The sequence below is a fragment of the Kitasatospora sp. NPDC058184 genome (assembly GCF_042883725.1).
Taxonomy (GTDB): Bacteria; Actinomycetota; Actinomycetes; order Streptomycetales; family Streptomycetaceae; genus Kitasatospora.
This window is the reverse complement of the sequence record NZ_JBHVVE010000003.1, coordinates 48,862-67,089: the sequence shown is the minus strand read 5'-3', so window position 1 is coordinate 67,089 and position 18,228 is coordinate 48,862. Positions and strand designations below refer to the sequence as shown.

General features: G+C 75.5%; 20 protein-coding genes. 10 read left to right on the top strand and 10 right to left on the bottom strand.

Going from position 1 to position 18,228, the window contains the following annotated elements; translation table 11 throughout:
• Positions 1-75 precede the first annotated feature (75 nt).
• Both ACFVXH_RS06485 and ACFVXH_RS06480 read right to left on the bottom strand, forming a co-directional pair.
• Complete coding sequence (locus ACFVXH_RS06485) at positions 76-1,305, bottom strand: alpha/beta hydrolase family protein (RefSeq protein ID WP_387820754.1); 1,230 nt, start codon at positions 1,303-1,305, stop codon at positions 76-78.
• Positions 1,306-1,464: 159 nt separating this feature from the next.
• Positions 1,465-1,797 carry a helix-turn-helix transcriptional regulator gene (locus tag ACFVXH_RS06480; RefSeq protein ID WP_049661305.1) on the bottom strand — a complete coding sequence of 111 codons (333 nt, stop codon included), beginning with the start codon at positions 1,795-1,797 and terminating at the stop codon, positions 1,465-1,467.
• Between the two features lie 134 nt (positions 1,798-1,931).
• On the opposite strand from ACFVXH_RS06480, the gene ACFVXH_RS06475 reads away from it, so the two are divergent.
• Positions 1,932-3,119 (top strand): MFS transporter, encoded by a 1,188-nt coding sequence (locus ACFVXH_RS06475; protein ID WP_380781986.1) that lies wholly within the window; start codon positions 1,932-1,934, stop codon positions 3,117-3,119.
• A gap of 76 nt (positions 3,120-3,195) precedes the next feature.
• Here ACFVXH_RS06475 and pgm read toward each other — a convergent pair whose 3' ends face one another.
• Both pgm and ACFVXH_RS06465 read right to left on the bottom strand, forming a co-directional pair.
• The gene (gene pgm, locus ACFVXH_RS06470) at positions 3,196-4,836 is read right to left on the bottom strand and encodes a phosphoglucomutase (alpha-D-glucose-1,6-bisphosphate-dependent) (RefSeq protein ID WP_049656775.1); all 1,641 of its coding nucleotides are present in this window, start codon (positions 4,834-4,836) and stop codon (positions 3,196-3,198) included.
• A 144-nt stretch (positions 4,837-4,980) separates the two neighbouring features.
• Positions 4,981-5,280, bottom strand: a complete 300-nt coding sequence (locus tag ACFVXH_RS06465) for a YciI family protein (protein WP_387820749.1) — start codon at positions 5,278-5,280, stop codon at positions 4,981-4,983.
• A 252-nt stretch (positions 5,281-5,532) separates the two neighbouring features.
• Between ACFVXH_RS06465 and ACFVXH_RS06460 the strand changes: the two genes are divergently transcribed.
• Both ACFVXH_RS06460 and ACFVXH_RS06455 read left to right on the top strand, forming a co-directional pair.
• On the top strand, positions 5,533-5,865 hold the full coding sequence (locus tag ACFVXH_RS06460) for a hypothetical protein (protein ID WP_387820746.1): 333 nt from the start codon (positions 5,533-5,535) through the stop codon (positions 5,863-5,865).
• 63 nt (positions 5,866-5,928) lie between these two features.
• Positions 5,929-7,467 (top strand): FAD-binding protein, encoded by a 1,539-nt coding sequence (locus ACFVXH_RS06455; protein WP_387820743.1) that lies wholly within the window; start codon positions 5,929-5,931, stop codon positions 7,465-7,467.
• 68 nt (positions 7,468-7,535) lie between these two features.
• Here ACFVXH_RS06455 and ACFVXH_RS06450 read toward each other — a convergent pair whose 3' ends face one another.
• The gene (locus ACFVXH_RS06450; protein WP_387820740.1) at positions 7,536-9,044 is read right to left on the bottom strand and encodes a multicopper oxidase family protein; all 1,509 of its coding nucleotides are present in this window, start codon (positions 9,042-9,044) and stop codon (positions 7,536-7,538) included.
• 379 nt (positions 9,045-9,423) lie between these two features.
• Between ACFVXH_RS06450 and ACFVXH_RS06445 the strand changes: the two genes are divergently transcribed.
• The 5 genes from ACFVXH_RS06445 (at position 9,424) to ACFVXH_RS06425 (ending at position 13,730) form a co-directional block, all read left to right on the top strand.
• Positions 9,424-10,923, top strand: a complete 1,500-nt coding sequence (locus tag ACFVXH_RS06445; protein ID WP_387820737.1) for a pyridoxal phosphate-dependent decarboxylase family protein — start codon at positions 9,424-9,426, stop codon at positions 10,921-10,923.
• Positions 10,920-11,648: a hypothetical protein gene (locus ACFVXH_RS06440; RefSeq protein WP_387820734.1), complete on the top strand. Its 729-nt coding sequence runs from the start codon at positions 10,920-10,922 to the stop codon at positions 11,646-11,648. Before ACFVXH_RS06445 ends, ACFVXH_RS06440 begins: the two co-directional genes overlap by 4 nt.
• Entirely contained in the window at positions 11,645-12,334 is a 690-nt protein-coding gene (locus tag ACFVXH_RS06435) for a DUF6875 domain-containing protein (RefSeq protein WP_387820731.1), read from the top strand. Before ACFVXH_RS06440 ends, ACFVXH_RS06435 begins: the two co-directional genes overlap by 4 nt.
• Before the next feature lie 117 nt (positions 12,335-12,451).
• On the top strand, positions 12,452-12,709 hold the full coding sequence (locus ACFVXH_RS06430; RefSeq protein WP_049656647.1) for a DUF6221 family protein: 258 nt from the start codon (positions 12,452-12,454) through the stop codon (positions 12,707-12,709).
• Between the two features lie 76 nt (positions 12,710-12,785).
• A complete protein-coding gene (locus ACFVXH_RS06425; RefSeq protein WP_387820728.1) occupies positions 12,786-13,730 on the top strand; it encodes a hypothetical protein in 945 nt (314 codons plus the stop codon).
• A gap of 27 nt (positions 13,731-13,757) precedes the next feature.
• Here the strand turns inward: ACFVXH_RS06425 and ACFVXH_RS06420 are convergent, their stop codons facing one another.
• The 5 genes from ACFVXH_RS06420 to ACFVXH_RS06400 all read right to left on the bottom strand — a co-directional run bounded on the left by ACFVXH_RS06420 (position 13,758) and on the right by ACFVXH_RS06400 (position 16,977).
• On the bottom strand, positions 13,758-14,327 hold the full coding sequence (locus ACFVXH_RS06420) for a GNAT family N-acetyltransferase (protein ID WP_074006286.1): 570 nt from the start codon (positions 14,325-14,327) through the stop codon (positions 13,758-13,760).
• 23 nt (positions 14,328-14,350) lie between these two features.
• Positions 14,351-14,662, bottom strand: a complete 312-nt coding sequence (locus ACFVXH_RS06415; protein ID WP_387820725.1) for a hypothetical protein — start codon at positions 14,660-14,662, stop codon at positions 14,351-14,353.
• Between the two features lie 113 nt (positions 14,663-14,775).
• Positions 14,776-15,651, bottom strand: coding sequence for an ABC transporter permease (locus ACFVXH_RS06410; protein ID WP_074006284.1), 876 nt, complete (start codon positions 15,649-15,651; stop codon positions 14,776-14,778).
• Positions 15,611-16,498 carry an ABC transporter ATP-binding protein gene (locus ACFVXH_RS06405; protein WP_387820722.1) on the bottom strand — a complete coding sequence of 296 codons (888 nt, stop codon included), beginning with the start codon at positions 16,496-16,498 and terminating at the stop codon, positions 15,611-15,613. The genes ACFVXH_RS06410 and ACFVXH_RS06405 overlap by 41 nt, the downstream gene beginning before the upstream one ends.
• Positions 16,495-16,977: a MarR family winged helix-turn-helix transcriptional regulator gene (locus ACFVXH_RS06400; protein ID WP_049656635.1), complete on the bottom strand. Its 483-nt coding sequence runs from the start codon at positions 16,975-16,977 to the stop codon at positions 16,495-16,497. Before ACFVXH_RS06400 ends, ACFVXH_RS06405 begins: the two co-directional genes overlap by 4 nt.
• Positions 16,978-17,280: 303 nt before the next feature.
• Between ACFVXH_RS06400 and ACFVXH_RS06395 the strand changes: the two genes are divergently transcribed.
• Together ACFVXH_RS06395 and ACFVXH_RS06390 are read left to right on the top strand one after the other, a co-directional pair.
• Positions 17,281-17,778 (top strand): hypothetical protein, encoded by a 498-nt coding sequence (locus ACFVXH_RS06395; RefSeq protein ID WP_387820717.1) that lies wholly within the window; start codon positions 17,281-17,283, stop codon positions 17,776-17,778.
• A 75-nt stretch (positions 17,779-17,853) separates the two neighbouring features.
• Positions 17,854-18,180 (top strand): hypothetical protein, encoded by a 327-nt coding sequence (locus tag ACFVXH_RS06390; protein ID WP_117485396.1) that lies wholly within the window; start codon positions 17,854-17,856, stop codon positions 18,178-18,180.
• The last annotated feature ends 48 nt before the right edge of the window (positions 18,181-18,228 follow it).

The following is an 18,228-nucleotide window of genomic DNA, read 5'->3' as shown; positions in this document are numbered from 1 at the left end:
TCGGCGCGAGACGCCACGGTCCCGGGCCTCGGGGCGGCGCACAGCGGGCCGAACGGGCTTGCGGGCGGCGGGGGTTCACGCGTCGAAGCGGATCTCGGGCCACTGCGGCGCGGGGGCGTCCAGCAGCGGGGCGGGGATGCCGCGCAGGTGGAGGCCGAAGTAGGCGGTGAGGTAGGCGCGTTGGGCGGCGACGGCGCGCTGGGGGTCGCCGGTGCCGAGGAAGTGCTCCAGCCGGTCGGCGGGCCAGGCGAAGACGGACTGCCCCTGGGGGACGAGCAGTTGAAGGTCGCAGTAGGACAGGTGGCCGGAGCGGGTGAGGGTCAGGCGCCGGCGCCAGCCGGTCAGGTGCGGCCACAGGGTGTCCCACATGGCGTCGCGGGCGGGGCTGTCCCAGGCGGAGGCCATCAGCAGCAGGGGGCGGGTCTGGTCGGCGGTGGCGGCGGGGCCGAACAGGGGGCCGTCCAGGACCGCGCCGGCGCGGATGCGCGGGTCCTCATACAGGGCGTGGGCGGTGGTGGCGCCGCCCATGGAGTGGCCGAACATGCCGACGGCGCCGAGGTCGAGGGCGCCGTCCAGGCCGGCGGGCAGCGGGCCGGCCGCCAGGCGGTCGAGCAGGCAGCGCACGTCGGCGGCGCGGTAGGCGACGATCGCGGCGTCGGTCATCGCCTGGACGCGGGCCTTGTCGCGCACCTCCAGGCGGTGGCCGGGGAACTCGACCTCCCCGGCGTCGTAGGTGTGGTCGACGGCGGCGACGACGTGGCCGTGGGAGGCGAGCTCCTCGGCCAGCGCGGTGTTGAAGGCGCTGTCGGCGCCGGAGCCGTGGGAGTTGAGGACCACGGGGTGGCGGCGGGTGCGGTCGGCGGGGGCGTCCGGGCGGGCGTGGGTGGCGGGCCAGGCGACGCGGGCGCCGGGGACGGCGAAGTAGTCGGCCTGCAGGTGGGCGGTCTCGGCGGGGCTCATCCACGGCGCGTACGGGCCCCGGGCACCCGGCGCGGCGGGGTACCAGAGGCGGGCGCGCAGTTCGCGCGGGCACGGCGCGGGGGCCCAGGCGTCGGTGCGGGCCGGGTCGTCCAGATAGAGCAGGGCGGTGCCCACGGGGCGGGGGCCGGTGGGCGCGGGCAGGCTCAGGCAGGGCCGCCCCGCGGCGCCGGCCGGTACGGCGTCGGCGCGCACGGGCCCGCCGCCGGCGACGGCGCCGGCGGCGCCCAGGGCGAGCGCCCCGAGCACGCCCCGACGGCTGAGCGGACGGCCGGACGGGAGGCCGGACGGGAGGCCGGACGGGAGGCCGGGCTGGGATCTGGTCACGGGCGTGCTCCTGCGGCGATCGGGTCGGCGGGCGGCGTGCCCGTCCACCGTGCCGCCGGGCCCCGCCCGGGCGCGTCCGCCGGGGGCAGGAGCCGCCGCCGCGCCGTACGACCGCGGACATAGGCCCGCGGCGGCAGCCGACTCCCCGGAGCCGGGCCCCTACCGCGCGGGGGCCGCCTGGGCCGCCAGGAGCGCGTCGAGCAGCCCGGGGAAGCGGCTGTCGAGGTCGGCGCGGCGCAGGCTGACGAAGCGGTTGCGCCCGGCGACGCGGGTGGTGGTGACGCCGGCCTCGCGCAGCACCCGCATGTGGTGGGAGACGGTCGACTTGTGGAGGTGGTCCAGGCCCAGGTCGCGCGGGCCGCAGGAGTGCTCGGCGTCGTCGGCGTAGCTGAGCAGCAGGGTCATGCGCACGGGGTCGCCCAGGGCGTGCAGGACGGTGACGAGGTCGATGTCGGCGGTGGCGGGCTGGGGAAGCCGCTCGTCGTCGGTCATGGCGCACGCTCCTCGGGCCGCCTGGGGGACACAGATGGTTTGACAATCATCCACCAATCCCCGAGTGTTTGACGAGCGTCCAACTGTTGCATGCTTATCAAACAATCCGTTCCTGTGTCCCGGGGGGCCCTCCCGTGCCCGTTCGTCTGCTCCTGCTCGCCCTCGGCACCTTCGCCATGGGCACCGACTCGATGGTCTTCGCCGGCATCCTCGGCCCGATCTCCGCCGACCTGGGGGTGTCGGTGCCGGCCGCCGGCCAGCTGGTCACCGTCTTCGCCCTCGGCTACGCGCTGCTGGCCCCGGTGCTGGCCACGCTCACCGCCCGCTGGCCGCGCCGGCGCCTGCTGCTGACCGCGCTCGTCGTGTTCAGCGCGGCCAACGCGCTCAGCGCGCTCGCCCCCACCTACGAACTGCTGCTGGCCACCCGGGTGCTGGCGGCGGCCGGCGCCGCCCTCTACACGCCGACCGCCAACGCGGTGGCCACCACGCTGGTCGCCCCCGAGCGGCGCGGCCGGGCGCTGGCCACCGTGCTCGGCGGCATGACGGTGGCCACCGCCCTCGGGGTGCCGCTGGGCACCTGGATCGGGCGCGCCGACTGGCGGATGACGATGTGGCTGGTCACCGCCCTGGGCGTGGCCGCCTTCGCCGGCCTGGCGGCGCTGCTGCGCGACCTGCCCGCCCCCGCCGCCGCCCCCACCCTCGCGGCGCGCCTGGCGCCGCTGGGCCGGCGCCGGGTGCTGGGCGCCGCCGCCACCACGCTGGTGTTCTTCCTCGCCTTCCAGAGCGTCTACATCTACCTGTCCACCGCGGTGTCCGGCGCCACCGGCGGCGACGCCGACCGGCTGAGCCTGGTCCTGCTGACCAGCGGCGTGATGTCGGTGGCCGGCAGCTGGCTGGGCGGGCGCCTGGTGGACCGCCTCGGGGTGCGGCGGGTGCTGCTGACCGGCTCGGCGGTGGCCGCGGCCGCGTTCGCCGCGCTGCCCTGGCTGGGGCTCACCATGCCGGGGGCGCTGGCCTACGCGGTGGTGGTGCCGCTGGCCGGGTGGGCGGTGTCGGTGGCGCTGCCGCACCGGCTGGCGTCGATCGACCCGGCCAACGCGCCGCTGCTGATCTCGCTGAACAGCAGCGCCCTGTACCTGGGGACGGCGGTCGGCGGCGTGGCCGGCTCGGCGGCGATCGCGGTGCTGGGCGGGCGCTGGTTCCCGTTCGCGGCGGCGGCGCTGGCGCTGGCCGCGTGCGCGGTCGCGGCGGCGACCACCCGCGACGAGCGGGCCGCCCGCGCGTCGGCCCCGGCCCCGCGGCAGGAGCCGTCCCGCGCCTGAGGGACGACCTGCGCCCGGGCAGAGGCCCGTGCCCCGGTCCGGCAGGCCGCCGGACCGGGGCACGGGCGTACCGGGTTCAGCCCCGCAGGACCTCGCCGACCAGGGCGCGGGCCTCGTCCTGCACCCGGGCGAGGTGCTCGTCGCCGTGGAAGGACTCGGCGTAGATCTTGTACACGTCCTCGGTGCCCGAGGGCCGGGCCGCGAACCAGGCGTTCTCCGTACAGACCTTGATGCCGCCGATCAGGGCGCCGTTGCCGGGGGCCTTGGCGAGGACGGCGGTGATCTTCTCCCCGGCGATCTCGCCGGCGCCGACCCGCTCCGGGGACAGCCGGGCCAGGCGGGCCTTCTGCTCGCGGTCGGCGGGGGCGTCCACCCGGGCGTAGGAGGGGGCGCCGTGGCGCTCGGTCAGGTCGCGGTAGCGGGCGCTGGGGGTCTCGCCGGTGACGGCGGTGATCTCGGCGGCCAGCAGGGCGAGCAGGATGCCGTCCTTGTCGGTGGTCCACACCCCGCCGTCGCGGCGCAGGAAGGAGGCGCCGGCGCTCTCCTCGCCGCCGAAGCCGATCGAGCCCTCCAGCAGGCCGTCGACGAACCACTTGAAGCCGACCGGGACCTCGACCAGGGCGCGGCCGAGGTCGGCGGCGACGCGGTCGAGCATCGAGGAGGAGACCAGGGTCTTGCCGACGCCCGCGTCGCCGGGCCAGTCGGCGCGGTGGCGGTAGAGGTAGTCGACGGCCACCGCCAGGTAGTGGTTGGGGTTCATCAGGCCGCCGTCGGGGGTGACGATGCCGTGCCGGTCGGCGTCGGCGTCGTTGCCGGTGGCGATGGCGTACTCGTCCTTGCGGCCGATGAGGGAGGCCATCGCGGCCGGGGAGGAGCAGTCCATGCGGATCTTCCCGTCCCAGTCCAGCGTCATGAACCGCCAGGTCGGGTCGGTCCGCGGGTTGACGACGGTCAGGTCCAGGCGGTGGGTCTCGGCGATGCGCGCCCAGTAGGCCACCGACGCGCCGCCCAGCGGGTCGGCGCCGATGCGCAGGCCCGCCTCCCGCACCGCGTCCAGGTCCAGGACGGAGGGCAGGTCCTCGACGTAGGCGGTGAGGTAGTCGTGGCGCCCGGTGGTGGCGGCCGCCAGCGCCCGCGCGTAGGGGACCTTCCTGACGCCGCGCATGCCCTCGCGGATCAGCTCGTTGGCGCGGTCCTGGATCCGGTTGGTGGCCTGCGAGCCGGCCGGCCCGCCGCTGGGCGGGTTGTACTTGAAGCCGCCGTCGCGCGGCGGGTTGTGCGAGGGGGTGACCACGATGCCGTCGGCGAGCGCGCGCGGGCTGCGCCGGTTGTGGGCGAGGATCGCGTGCGAGACCGCCGGGGTGGGGGTGTAGCCGTCGGCGGCGTCGATCAGCACGTGCACGCCGTTGGCGGCCAGCACCTCCAGGGCGGTGGCCTTGGCCGGCTCGGACAGGGCGTGGGTGTCCGCGCCCAGGAACACCGGTCCCGCGACGCCCTGTTCGGCCCGGTACTCGCAGATCGCCTGCGTGGTCGCGGCGATGTGGTCCTCGTTGAAGGCCCCGTCCAGCGACGAGCCCCGGTGCCCCGAGGTCCCGAACGCCACCCGCTGCCCGGGCTCCTGCGGATCCGGGTTCAGCGCGTAGTACGCCGTCACCAGCCGCGCCACGTCCACCAGGTCACCGGGCTGCGCCGGCTGCCCGGCCCGTGCGTGTGCCATCCGTCTTCTCCCGCCGAAAGTCGGTACTCGCGATACGTCCTCGCCCCGTGTTCACCGATCGTAGCCAGAACGCGACCGTGCCCCGAACCGCGCGAACGGCCCGGGGCACCACGGACGGACGGGGACCAACGGGGGCGCAGGGCCTCAGCCGGGCAGCCGCTGGCGGTGGGCCGCCAGCTCCGGGGCGGTGGTGGTGGCGAGGAACTCCGTCACCCGGTACTGCGTCAACCCGGCCCGCACGAACGGGTCGGTGGCCACCAGCGCCTCGATCCGGGCCCGGTCCCCGCCCACCGCGAGGATCACCCCGCCGTCGCGCGGCACCTTGCGCCCCGAGGCGAGGAAGGTGCCCGACGCGTAGTGCTCCTGAAGCCACGCGATGTGCCGCGGCAGCGCCTCCTCGATCGACTCCAGGGCGGCGGTGTACGTCAACTCCAGTACGAACATGGCGCCCAGGCTAGCGTCCGCCACCGCGCCCGGAGGGTGCCGACCCCCATCCTGCCAGCTCAGGGCAACGCTCCGGTAGGACGCAGCACACCCTTCTTCCGCCTTGCCGCGCCCCGCCCCGCGCCCGCAGACTCGTGCGCATCCCACCGCGAACCCCGCGCCCACCGCCCTGCCCAGGGCGGCCGGCGCGCACGGCGTGCTGCCCGCACGCGGCGGTGGGCGGCTCACGAACGGCGAAGGGGGACACGCGACATGAACGAGGACCTGGTGCTGAGGGCACGGGTGCGGCTGCTGCTGAACGACGACTGGATCCTGTACGGCGAGGACGCGCTGTGGGTCTACCGCACGCTGTTCGCGGTCAACCCGCGGGTCCACGCCCACCGGCTCGTCCACGCCCTGCTGGACGCGGTCCGCTCCCCGCTGGTGGCCGACCTGCCCCGGGCCCGGCTGGCCCTGCTGGAGGAGGCCGCGACGGCCACCGCCTGGATGGACGACGACCGGGACCCGTACCGGCCGATGCTCGTCAACGCCGTGTTCCACCGCCTCACCGCCCTGCGCGAACAGCTGGACGGTGCGGGGCAGTAGGTGATCACCCGATGGTTGCGGTACAACAATCCCTATTTGACGACTGATCGGAGAAATTCTGATATGAGCAGGTCAGGACTGTCACGCCGCGCCCTCCTCGCCTCGACCGGCGCCGGAGCCGTCAGCGCCGTCATCGGCTGGAACACCGCCACCCAAGCCTGGGCCACCGAAGCCGACACCGGCGCCGGGACCGGGACCGGGACCGGGGCGGCCACGGGCGCCGACATCGCCCGACTGCCCGCCCTGGACGGCACGGTGACCCTCCAGGGCGCCGGCCTGGAACGCTTCGCCACCGACTTCGGCCACCTCGTCACCGCCACCCCCCGGGCCGTCCTGCGCCCCGGCTCGGTACGCGACGTGCAGCAGCTGGTCGCCTTCGCCCGCCGCCACCGCATCCCGGTGGCCGTCAACGGCCAGAGCGGCGACCTCGCCCAGCTCGGCGAGGCCGGCCTGGAGTCGCACTCCAGCTACGGCCAGGCCAACCCCCGCGGCGGCGTCGCCATCGACGCCCGCGGCCTGTCCAAGGTCCTGTCCGTGCGCCCCGGGCGCGCCGTCGTCGAGGCCGGGGCCACCTGGGCGCAGGTCACCGAGGCCGGCCTGGCCGCGGGCTGGGTGCCGCCGGTGCTCACCGACTACCTGCACCTGACGGTGGGCGGCACGCTGAGCGTCGGCGGCATCGGCGGCGGCGTCCAGCGCCACGGCATGCAGGTCGACAACGTGCTGGAACTGGACGTCGTCACCGGCACCGGCGAACTGGTCACCGCCTCCCCCACCCGCAACCGGGAACTGTTCGAGGCCGTGCTGGCCGGCGGCGGCCAGGCCGGCGTCATCGTGCGCGCCACCCTCGCCCTGGTGAAGGTCCGCGAACGCGCCCACGTCTTCTCGCTGTACTACGACGACCTGGACGCCTACCTCGCCGACCAGCAGAAGGTCATGGCCGAGCGCCGCTTCGACCTCCAGGTCGGCGACGTGGTGCGCAGCGAGGACGGTTCGCGCTGGCGGTACAAGGCGGAGCTGGTGGCGTTCGCGGACGCCGGGGGCGCGGTGGACCGGGCGGCGCTGCTGGCGGGGCTGCGCCCGGTGTCGAGCGAGGTGGTGGAGCAGAGCTGGCGGGAGTACGCGTTCCGGGTGGACGGCTTCGCCGGGTACCTGCGCGCGTCGGGGCTGTGGGCGCTGCCCAAGCCGTGGCTGAGCGTGTTCCTGCCGGCGTCCGCGGCGCGGGCGTTCATGGCGCGGGCGGCGGAGGTGCTGACCACCGCCGACCTGGGGGCGGGGCTGCTGCTGTTCTACCCGTACCAGCGCTCGAAGGTGCGGGCGCCGCTGGCGGTGCTGCCCGGGCAGGAGGTGGGCTGGCACTTCGACCTGCTGGCGTTCCCGGGGCCGGGCTCGGACACGGCGGCGATGCTGGAGCGCAACCGGCGGCTGTACGACCTGGCGGTGGAGCTGGGCGGCAAGCGGTACCTGATCGGGGCGGTGCCGGGGATGACGGGGGCGGACTGGCGGCGCCACTACGGGGGGCTGTGGGAGACGGTGGCGCGGGCCAAGCGCCGCTGGGACCCGGCGGGGATCCTGACGCCGGGGCAGGGCATCCACGCGTCCTGACCGCTCCCCCGGTCCCGGGACCGCCCGTGCCCGACGCGGTGTCGGCGGGCGGCCCCGGGACCGGGGTGTCAGGCGATCTCCATCTGGGCCATCATGCCCATCGCGGAGTGGTCCAGCAGGTGGCAGTGGTAGGGGTAGCGGCCGCGGTAGGAGTCGAAGGCGGCCTGCAGGCGCACGCTCTCGCCGGGCATCAGGCGCACGGTGTCCTTGAGGCCGCCCTCCTCGGGGCCGGGGGGCGCGCCGTTGCGCTGCAGGACGCGGAACTGCACCAGGTGCAGGTGGAAGTTGTGCGGGATGTCGGTGTTGGCGTTGTGGACCGTCCAGATCTCCGAGGTGCCGAAGGCGACGGCGGCGTCGACGCGGGCGGGGTCGTACTGCCGGCCGTCGATCAGGCCGAGCGGGGCCACGCCCGCGCCGCCCTCCTCGACCTTCAGCACGATGGTGCGCTCGCGGGCCACCGGGCCCAGCGGGGGCAGGGTGCGCAGCCGGTCGGGGACGCTGGAGGGGTCGGGGGCGGGGCGGCCGACGTCGAAGCGCAGGACCTGGCCGATGTGTTCGGCGGGGCCGGGCGGCATGGAGTTGGTGAGCACGACGCTGGTGCCGGGGCGGTAGCGGGAGAAGTCGATGACGACGTCGGCGCGCTCGCCGGGTGACAGGTCGACGGTGTCGGTGGTGTGGGGGCGTTCCAGCAGGCCGCCGTCGGAGCCGATCTGGGTGATGGGGCCGCCGTCGGCCAGGCGCAGGGAGAAGAAGCGCAGGTTGGAGGAGTTGAGCAGGCGGATGCGGTAGCGGCGGGCGGCGACGTCGACCTTGGGCCAGGGGCGGCCGTTGGCGAGGACGGTGGCGCGGCCCTCGGCGTCGTCCATCCGGTAGACGAGGTTGCCGGCGGTGTCGAAGCGGGCGTCGCGCAGGGCGATGGGCAGGTCGTAGCGGCCGGCGGGCAGCGGCAGGGAGGCCTCGGTGGCGTCGGTGAGCAGGTAGGTGCCGGCCAGGCCGCGGTAGACGTGCTCGGACTCCAGGTGGTGGGCGTGGTCGTGGAACCACAGGCTCGCGTGGGGCTGGTCGTTGGGGTAGGTGTAGGTGCGGGTGGCGCCGGCGCCCAGCAGGTTCATCGGGCCGCCGTCGCTGTCGACGGGGACGGCGGAGCCGTGCAGGTGGACGGAGACCGGGTCGTCGAGCAGGTTGGTCTGGCGTACGACCACCGGGCGCCCCGAGCGGGCGCGGATGACGGGGCCGGGGAAGGCGCCGTTGTAGGTGAGGACCTCGGTGCGGCGGCCGGGCAGGATACGGGCGTAGGAGCGCAGCATGGTCACCGCGTAGGTGTCGGCGCCGCCGTCGGTGGAGACGGGGCTGAGCACCGGGGGCAGCGGCAGGGCGGTGGTGAACTTCTCCGCGAGCGCGGGGCCGGCGTCGGGGTCGGGGACGGCGGCGCCGGCCGGGTGGGCGTGGCCGGCGTCCTTGGCGGCGGCGGCCGCGGTGGTGGCGGCGGAGGGGGCCGGGCGCAGCGTGGTGCGCACGAGCAGGACTCCTCCCCCGGTCGCCAGGGCGGCGCCGATCATCCTGCGTCTGGTCACCATCGCGTCGTTCCTCCCGCGTGAGCTCCCCCGGCCTCGCCCGGGTGGGGTGGGGCGGCCTTGTCCGGGGGTGATTGCAGCAGCGGCGGCTCGGGTCCCGGTGGGGTCCGGCTGGGGCCGTCGCGCGGCCGTACGGGGTGGTGCGGGGCCGCCCGCGGCGGGGGGCCGGGGCGGTGCGGGTGGGGCCCGGGGGCGGTGCGGTGGGTGAGCTGCGGGTGTTGCGGGCGCCTTGCGGGCGGTGGCCACGGTGGCTGCGGACGCGGTCGAGGAACGCTCAAGGACTCGGACGCGGTGAACGCTCGTACTCGCCAGGGGCCCGGCGTGCTGCTCACCCGCGCGTCGGCCCCCCGTTGTCGAAGGACTTGAGGGGAAGGGCCTGAGCGTGGACCTGCGGTACTGGCTGCCGAAGGCGGCCGAGGTGGCCGAGCGGTGGGGCGAGCGGTTCGGGCCGCTGGAGCCGCACCCCTCGCACCTGGTGGACGAGGCGGCGTTCGCGGCCGCCTTCGAGCGCTTCGCCGAGCGCCTGGAGCACAACTACCCGTTCTTCCATCCGCGCTACGCCGGGCAGATGGTCAAGCCGCCGCACCCGGCGGCGGTGGTGGGCTACCTGACGGCGATGCGCTTCAACCCCAACAACCACGCCTACGAGGGCGGGCCGGCCACCAACGACATGGAACGCGAGTGCGTCGCGCACCTCGCCGCCATGTTCGCCCTGCCCGCGCACGTGGGCCACCTGACCAGCAGCGGCACCATCGCCAACCTGGAGGCGCTGTACGTGGCGCGCCAGAGCCACCCGGGCCTGGGGGTGGCGTACAGCCGCGAGGCCCACTACACCCACAGCCGGATGTGCCACGTGCTGGGCGTCCAGGGGCACGCGGTGGCGGCGGACGCCGAGGGCCGGATGGACGTGGGCGCGCTGGAGGAGCTGCTGCGCACCGGGCGGGTCGGCACGGTGGTGGTCACCTGCGGCACCACCGGGGCGGGCGCCGTCGACCCGGTGCACGAGATCCTTCCGCTGGCCCGCCGCTACGGGGCGCGGGTGCACGTGGACGCCGCCTACGGCGGGTTCTTCGCGCTGCTGGCCGCCGACGACGCGCTGGCCGCTTCCCTCGACGTGGACACGGCGCCGTGGCGGGCGATCGCCGGCTGCGACTCGGTGACCGTCGACCCGCACAAGCACGGCCTGCAGCCGTACGGCTGCGGGGCGGTGCTGTTCGCCGACCCGGACATCGGGCGGCACTTCGCCCACGACTCCCCGTACACCTACTTCACCGACGCCGAGCTGCACCTGGGCGAGATCAGCCTGGAGTGCTCGCGCGCCGGGGCCTCGGCCGCCGCCCTGTGGCTGACCCTGCAGCTGCTGCCGCTCACCGCGCGGGGGCTGGGCGCGGGGCTGGCCGCGAGCCGGCGCGCCGCCCTCGCCTGGGCGCGGCGGATCGAGGACAGCGCGGAGCTGACGCTGTACCAGCGGCCGCAGCTGGACATCGTCACCTACTTCCCCACCCCGGCCGGGCCGCCCGCGCTGTCGGCGGTCGACGCCGCGAGCGAGCGGGTGCTGCGCCAGGGCATGGCCGACGAACACGACCCCGTCTACCTGAGCGTGCTGCGCGTGGACGCCGCCGACTTCACCCGCCGCCACCCGGGGGTGCGCGCGGACGCGGACGGGGCGCGGGTGCTGCGCAGCGTGCTGATCAAGCCGGAGGCGGAGGGGTGGGTGGCGCCGCTGCACGCGCGGGTGGCGGCGCTGGCCGCCTCGGCGACCGGGGCCCCCGCTCCCTCCGTTCCGTCCGCTCCCTCCGTTTCTTCTGCTCCCTCTGTTCCGTCCGCTCCTTCGGCTCCTTCCCCTTCGTCCGCCCCCTCGTTCGAGGAGAGTGCCCGTTGACCACCGCCACCGCCCTGCCCGCCGCCGCGGGCACCGCCTTACCGCCCGCCGGGCCGGCCGACAGCGCCGTACGGCCGGTCGTGCGCCCCGCCCGCCCGGGCGAGGAGGACGCCCTGGCCCGCGCGCTCGCCGACGCCTTCGCCGACGACGCGCTGATGCTCTGGGCCTTCCCCGACCCCGGCCACCGCGCCCGCGTCCTGCCCGCCTTCTTCCGCGTCCACATCGAGCAGTGCCTGGCCCACGGGGGCGCGCTGGCCGTCCACCGGGCCGACGGCGACGGCGCCGCGGACGACGGCGCGGACGGCGAACCGCTGGGGGCGCTGCTGTTCCTGCCGCCCGGCCACTGGGAGGCCCCGGGCCCGCGCGACGGCGCCGCCACCGCCGCCCTGGCCGAGGCGATCGACGCCGCCGGCCACGGCGAACCGGCCCGCCGCCTGGCCGCCATCACCCGCCTGCAGACCCTGCGCCACCCGCGCCACCGCTCCCACCACTACCTCGCCTTCGTCGGGGTACGCCCCGGCGCCCGCGGCACCCGCGCCGGCCGGGCCCTGCTGCACGCCTTCCTCACCGAGGTCGACACCGCCGGCCAGGCCGCCTACGCCGAGACCAGCTCCCCGTCCGGCGCCCGCCTGCTCGCCCGCGGCGGCTTCGCCCGCTTCGGCGAGGCCCTCGCCCTGCCCGGCGGCGGACCCCGTCTGGCCCCGGTCTGGCGGGGGCCCCGATGACCGCCCCCGCCGCCGTCGCCCCCACCGCTCCCGCCGCCGTCACCGGGGCGCTGCGCGTGTACAGCGCCGAGCACATCGACGCCGGCCGCGCCGCCGCGAGCCCCGAGGCCGCCGAGACCCTCGCCTGGGCCCGCGCCTTCCTCACCACCGCCCACCCCGACCTCGGCCGCAGCGGCCCGGTCTGCCCCTACACCCAGCCCTCGCTGCGCCGCGGCCTGTTCCACATCGCCGTCGCCGACACCTCCCCCGGCGGGGACCTGCCCGCGCTGGTGGCCGAACTGCGCGCCCACTACGACGCGTTGCTCGCCGACCTGGCGGAGGAGTCCGACCGCGAGCTGCTGACCGTCCTGCTGGTGCTGCCCCAACTGGACCGCGAGGACTCCACCGTGCTGGACGAGCTCCAGCGCAAGGCCAAGGACGAGTTCGTCGAACAGGGCCTGATGATCGGCCAGTTCCACCCGGTCTGCGAGGAACCCGGCCTGTGGAACCACTCCTTCCGGCCGCTGCGCGCCCCCGTCCCGCTGCTCGCGGTGCGCAAACTGCTGGTCTTCGACCTGCCGTTCCTCACCGGCGACGAGACCCACCTGAACCACTACCTGGCCCGCTTCGCCCCCGAGGTCCCCGCCCGCATCCGCGCCCAGCTGGTCACCAGCGTCCGCGCCCGCCGGCAGGGCACCGCCGCCTGACCCCCTCCCCCCTGCGCGCGCGGAGCCCGGCCGGCGCCCGGCTCCGCGCGCGCCCCCACGGGAGGAAGCAACGTCCCCGGCTCCCGGCCCGCCGGGGCGGCGCACCAGGATGGGCCCATGGACGACCTCCTGCGCTTCCTGCGCGCACGCAACGAGGAAGACAACCACGCCTACGCCTACGTGGCGCACGTCTTCGGCCCCGAGGCCCTCCTCGACAGCCACCTGCCCATGCTCGACCTGGTCGACCAGCTGGCCCAGGAGGGCATCGCGATGAACCCTTCGGACCCCCGCGCCGCCGGCCTCGCGTACGCGCTGCGCGTCCTCGCGCAGTCCTACCACGACCACCCCGGCTACCGGGAGCAGTGGCGCCCCTGACCGGCCGGGGACAGCCGGGAGCGGCCGGAGGCGGGGCCGACGGCGGCCGCCCGCCCGGGTTCGGTAGCCTCCGGGGATGGCCGCCTCCCCGCACCCCGTCCGGCTCACCACCCGACTCGTCGACAGACTCGTCTGCGCCTACGCCCCGGCCGCCGGCGCCGTGGGCGTGCTGTCGCCCGCGGTGGCCTGCCGGCCGGTTCCCGGGGACGGGGTGGTCGCCCACGCCGTCGCCACCGACCTGCGGCACGCCTACTACACGACGCTCCACGCGGCCGTCTGCGTGACGGCCGACGGCGCGGAGGTCTGGCGCACGCCCTTCGAACCGGCGGCGGACAACGCCCACGGCCACCTGCCCGACTGCGAACTGTCCCCGGACGGACGGGTGTTGTGGGTCTACCGGCCCGACGCCATGGCGGGCCGCGACCGGCCGGACCAGTGGGTCGCCGTGGACGCCGCGAGCGGGGCGGTCCTCGCCCGGGCCGACCTGGAGACGGTCGGGCACGGCGGCGTGCAGCTGGCCCACCCGGCGAGCGGCGGGATGCTCCTCAACGTGGGCGAGGGGCAGGACGGCACCGCCGTCTACCGCGCGTCGCTGGCCGGCGGCCGGCTGGAACTCCTCCGCTACCCGTGGGACGACCGCTGCCTCATCGACCTGTCCCCCGACGGGCACCGCTTCCTGACCGTCGACCACGCCCAGAGGGACCTCGCCGTCCACGCCTTCCCCGGCGGCGAGACGGTGTTCACCCTCACCGTCGACGACTTCGGCCACGACCCGGACTCGGTCTTCCTGGAGTGGAGCGGCGGCCACCTCACCCCGGACACCCTCCTGGCCACCCTCGTCGGCGAGACCGAGGACGAGGAGGACTGGTTCCGCCACTACCGCGTCGACGCCCGCACCGGCCGCGTCCACGGCGAGTTCGACGCCCACGCGGCGGACCCGTACGACCTGCGGCCGCTCGGCGACGGCTCCTGGCTCACCACCGGCCCCGGCGGCCACCCGGTGCGCCGCACCGCCTCCTGACGCCCCGACCCGGGGCCGCCGGCCCGGTCAGGCCGTCGGCGACGACCCCAGGTCGGCGGGGACGAGGGAGTACAGGACGAGGTCGGTGCGGCCGTGGTGGGTGAAGCCGGCGTTGCGCAGCACGCCCTCCTCGCGCAGGCCGGCGTTCAGGGCGGTGCGGCGGGAGGCGGTGTTGGCGGTGGCGGCCTTGAGCTCCAGGCGTTCGAAGGCCTGCGCGGTGAGCAGCCAGTGCGCCAGGGCGCGGGTGGCTTCGGCGGCGATGCCCCGGCCGCGCGCCCAGGGTGCCACCCAGTAGCCGGCTTCGGAGCTGCGGGAGCGCCAGTCGGTCTTCTTCAGGCCGACGGTGGCGGCCAGGCGCCCGTTCGTACGCTCGGTGACGGCGAAGTGGATGCCGTCGCCGGTGGTGCGCAGGTCGTGGGCGGTGCGGGTGCACCAGGTGTGGGCGTCCTCGCGGGTGTAGGGGCGGGGCAGCGGCAGCCAGTGCTGGGTGAGGTCGTCGGCGCAGGCGGCGCGGGTGTCGTCGGTGTCGTCGGCGGTGAAGGGGCGCAGGGTCAGGCGCGGGGTGTGCAGCACCGTCTGGGGGAAGGCGTGGGTCATGGGGTCGTCTCGTTCCTTCCCGGTCAGGCGGCGGACAGGCGCAGGGTGAGGGGCGGGCCGGAGGTGGCGGGTGTCCAGCCGTGCGCCCGGGCGGCGCGGATGCCCGCGGCGACTTCGCGTGGCAGGACGAGGTCCGTCGCCACCGCCCCGGGGGCGCGGAGGGTGGGGCGGCCGGTGTCCACGACGAGCGTCGTTCCGGGGTGCGCGGCGTGCTCGGCGGCGTAGCCGAGGGTGGTGCCCTCGTAGTCGCAGCACCAGTGTTGGCGGGTCACGCGCCAGCGGTACTCCTCGCCGTCGACGACGATGCGCCGCGCGCCCTTCCTCGCCAGTGCCACTGGTGCCGCCTTCCGGTCGTCCGGGTGTCCGTATGCCCGTGCGTCTGGGGCAGTCTCCCGGGGCGGCGCCCCGCCTGTCACCGCGTTTTTCCGCAGGGTGGTGACGGCGTCGGCTAGCGCGCCAGGCGCCTGAGCAGGGCGGAGGCGGCGGCGATGCCGGCCACGGTGGCGAGGGCGAGGACGGCGAAGTCCAGGGGCAGGTGGGAGGGGGTGCCGATGAGCAGGCCGCGCAGGGCGTCGACCTGGTAGCTGAGCGGGTTGGCCTTGCTGACGGCCTGGAGCCAGCCGGGCATCAGGTCGACGGGGTAGAGGGCGTTGGAGCCGAAGAACAGCGGCATGGTGATGGCCTGGCCGATGCCCATCAGGCGGTCGCGGGTGAGGACGATGCCGGCGATGGCCATCGACAGGCAGGAGAAGAACGCCGAGCCGAGCAGGACGACGGCCACGACGCCGAGCAGTCGCAGCGGGTTCCAGGTCATGGCGACGCCGAGGGCGGCGGCGATCAGTACGACCACGACGGCTTGCAGGAGTGCCTTCACCCCGGCGGCGAAGGCCTTGCCGGTGACGAGGGCGGCGCGCGGGGTGGGGGTGACGAGCAGTTTGGTGAGGACGCCGGAGTCCCGCTCCCAGATGATCATGATGCCGTAGAAGATCGCGATGAACATCGCTGACTGGGCGATGATGCCGGGCGCGAGGTAGTCCAGGTACGGGATGCCGCCGGTGGGGATGGCCTTGAGGCGGGTGAAGGTCTCGCCGAAGATCAGCAGCCACAGGGCGGGCTGGACGGCCCGGGTGTAGAGCTCGGTGCGGTCGTGGCGCAGCTTCTGCAGTTCGACGGCGCACATCGCGCCGATGCGGGCGGGCACCAGGCGCCAGCCGGTGCGGGCGCGCGGGGGCACCAGCAGCAGGGAGAGGTCGGGGCCGCCCGCGGGGCGGTGGGCGGGGGGTTCAGCCGACGCGGCCTGCGGTGCGGCGGGTACGGCGGACATCGCTGAAGTCTCCTTCGGTGGCGTCGGCCAGCTGCCGGCCGGCGAAGTGGCGGAAGACGTCGTCGAGGCTGGGCGCGGCCTGGGCCGGGTCGGTGCGCCGTACCCGGTCCTTGAGTTCGGCGGGTGTGCCGAGCGCGCGGACGCGGCCGCGGTCCATGAGGGCGATGCGGTCGCAGTGGCGGTCGGCCTCGTCCATGTAGTGGGTGGTGACCAGGACGGTCATGCCGGTGGCGGCGCGTACGGCGTCGACGCGTTCCCACACACCGGTGCGGGCGATCGGGTCCAGGCCGATGGTGGGTTCGTCCAGGACGAGCAGGCGCGGGGCGCTGACCAGGGCCTGGGCGAGTTCGAGGCGGCGCACCATGCCGCCGGAGTAGGTGGCGGCCATGCGTTCGGCGGCCTCGGTGAGGTCGACGGCGGCCAGCGCCTGGTCGACGCGGGCGGCGCGTTCGCGGCGCGGGACGTCGAAGACGCGGGCGAACAGGGCGACGTTCTCGCGTCCGGTCAGCCCGGCGTCGGCGGACAGCTGCTGGGGGACGTAGCCGAGCAGGCGGCGCACCTGCATGGGGTGGCGGGTGGCGTCGTGGCCGAAGACGCGGACCATGCCGGCGCCGACGGGCAGCAGGGTGGTGATCGCGCGGATGGTGGTGGTCTTGCCGGCGCCGTTGGGGCCGAGCAGGCCGAACACCTCGCCGGTGCGGACGGTGAGGTCGATCCGGTCGACGGCCCGGGTGGCCTTCCCGCGGCCGTGTCGGAAGGTGTACTCCAGGCCCCGGCAGGCCACCGCGTCCGCGGCTTCCCTGGAGTCCTCGGCGTTCCCGGTGCCCCGGGTGTCCTCGGTGGTCATCGTTCCTCCTCCCCCGGCGGGGTACGCAGGCCCTCGGCGACCTGCCGCAGGGCGGGCAGGGCGGCGGCCAGGGCCTCGCGCTCGCGCGGCGGCAGGCCGGCGACGATGTCGCCCATCAGCGCGCGGCGGCGCCGGCGCCAGGCCTCGATGCGTTCGACGGCCTCCGGGGTGGCGTGCAGGAGGGCGGCGCGCCGGTCGGCGGGGTCGCTCTCGCGGCGCAGCAGGTTCCGGGCGACGAGCTGGTTGACGAGGGTGGACACGGAGTTGCCGGCCAGGCACAGCTCCTCGGCGGCCTCGGAGACGCGCAGTCCGGGGCTGTCCATCACCAGGCGCAGCAGTTCGACCTGGGCGCCGCGCAGGCGGGGTTCGTCCGTCGCCTGCCGCAGGCGGCGGCGGACCAGGCGCTGGATGCCGACGAGGAGGGTGGAGAACTCGTCCGCCAGCGCGACGTCGAGCGTTTCGGGCCCTGTCGCGGTCATACCCTCATTTTAGCTCTCAGTAAGAGCTATCCGTCGAGAGCGCGGAGCCCCCTCCGCCCGCACGCCCCCTCCGCTGGCTGCGCGCCCCCTGGCCCGCCCCTTTCGGCGGGCCGCCCGCGCGCGGGAAGTCGGCCCCGCCGACTTCCCGCTCCACCGGCCGGCGGGAGGTGATCGTCCGTCACCGGGGAGATCCGATGGAGGTGTTGCGACCCCGCCGGGAGGGTGTCGTACGGCGCTGGCATGCTGATCGGATCACAACGGTTGTCGCCGGGATGGGGGCAGATGTCGGACAGGGTCATGCCGATGCGCACGGCACCGCGCTTGGGCACGGTCAACGGGTTCGGGCGGACGATGCTGGGCAAGACGCGCCCGGACGCCCAGGGGGCCTGCTTCGCCACCCACTGGTTCACCATGCTGATGCTGCCGATCCGGCCGCTGGGACGCTACTACGTCAAGGAGGGCGAGACGGTCGACGTCTCCGGGCGGCACGGCTCCTCGACGAGCACCACGCAGTACGTGTTCCTGGGCCGGGCCGAACTGCGCATGAGCGAGGTGATCCGCACCTACCTGTTCTGCTGGCTGGTGGCGCCCCTCGTCATCGCCGGTCCCGTGACGCTCTTCGGGATCAACGCCGACGCTTTCAGCCATGCGCACCCGATCGTCTTCATCGTGCTGCTGCTCGCGATCCCGATCGTCTGCATGATCGCGCTGGCGTGGATGCTGGTGCTCAACGAGAAGTTCCTGGCACCGGCGCGGGTACCGCAGTGGGTCGAGGCCCGGCCGGCGAACCGGCGGGCCTGAACAGACGGGGCCACCCCGCTCAAGGCAGCCCGGGTGGCCCTGGACAGGTGCGGAGGACCGGGGCAGGATCCGGGCATGCCGTCCGACGAGCCGTTGTCCGAGGAAGAACTGTCCGCGATCGAGCTGCGCGCCGGCGCCGCGACACCGGGGCCGTGGGTCGCCCGGCTGGAGACCCGCCAGGGGATCGGCGGCGCGAGCTTCGTCCAACTGCGCCCCGACGCGCCGCGGGACGACGAGTTCCACCTGACCCGGACCACCGACGGCCGCACCCGGACGGGACCGGACCCCGCGACGGACGCGGACCTCGACTTCATCGCCGCCGCCCGCCAGGACGTGCCACGACTGGTCGACGAGGTCAGGCGGCTGCGGGAAGCCCTGGAGCGGGCGCAGCCGGCCGGCTGACGGCCACGCGGAGCAGCCGCCCCGGGGAACCGGGGAGCCGCCGGGAGT

Coding starts and splice junctions, on each gene's coding strand:
- ACFVXH_RS06395 (WP_387820717.1), top strand. CDS start 17,281: ATGCGCACGGCACCGCGCTTGGGCACGGTCAACGGGTTCGGGCGGACG.
- ACFVXH_RS06460 (WP_387820746.1), top strand. CDS start 5,533: ATGAACGAGGACCTGGTGCTGAGGGCACGGGTGCGGCTGCTGCTGAAC.
- ACFVXH_RS06465 (WP_387820749.1), bottom strand. CDS start 5,280: ATGTTCGTACTGGAGTTGACGTACACCGCCGCCCTGGAGTCGATCGAG.
- ACFVXH_RS06435 (WP_387820731.1), top strand. CDS start 11,645: ATGACCGCCCCCGCCGCCGTCGCCCCCACCGCTCCCGCCGCCGTCACC.
- ACFVXH_RS06410 (WP_074006284.1), bottom strand. CDS start 15,651: ATGTCCGCCGTACCCGCCGCACCGCAGGCCGCGTCGGCTGAACCCCCC.
- ACFVXH_RS06400 (WP_049656635.1), bottom strand. CDS start 16,977: ATGACCGCGACAGGGCCCGAAACGCTCGACGTCGCGCTGGCGGACGAG.
- ACFVXH_RS06455 (WP_387820743.1), top strand. CDS start 5,929: ATGAGCAGGTCAGGACTGTCACGCCGCGCCCTCCTCGCCTCGACCGGC.
- ACFVXH_RS06430 (WP_049656647.1), top strand. CDS start 12,452: ATGGACGACCTCCTGCGCTTCCTGCGCGCACGCAACGAGGAAGACAAC.
- ACFVXH_RS06420 (WP_074006286.1), bottom strand. CDS start 14,327: ATGACCCACGCCTTCCCCCAGACGGTGCTGCACACCCCGCGCCTGACC.
- pgm (WP_049656775.1), bottom strand. CDS start 4,836: ATGGCACACGCACGGGCCGGGCAGCCGGCGCAGCCCGGTGACCTGGTG.
- ACFVXH_RS06480 (WP_049661305.1), bottom strand. CDS start 1,797: ATGACCGACGACGAGCGGCTTCCCCAGCCCGCCACCGCCGACATCGAC.
- ACFVXH_RS06390 (WP_117485396.1), top strand. CDS start 17,854: ATGCCGTCCGACGAGCCGTTGTCCGAGGAAGAACTGTCCGCGATCGAG.
- ACFVXH_RS06425 (WP_387820728.1), top strand. CDS start 12,786: ATGGCCGCCTCCCCGCACCCCGTCCGGCTCACCACCCGACTCGTCGAC.
- ACFVXH_RS06450 (WP_387820740.1), bottom strand. CDS start 9,044: ATGGTGACCAGACGCAGGATGATCGGCGCCGCCCTGGCGACCGGGGGA.
- ACFVXH_RS06405 (WP_387820722.1), bottom strand. CDS start 16,498: ATGACCACCGAGGACACCCGGGGCACCGGGAACGCCGAGGACTCCAGG.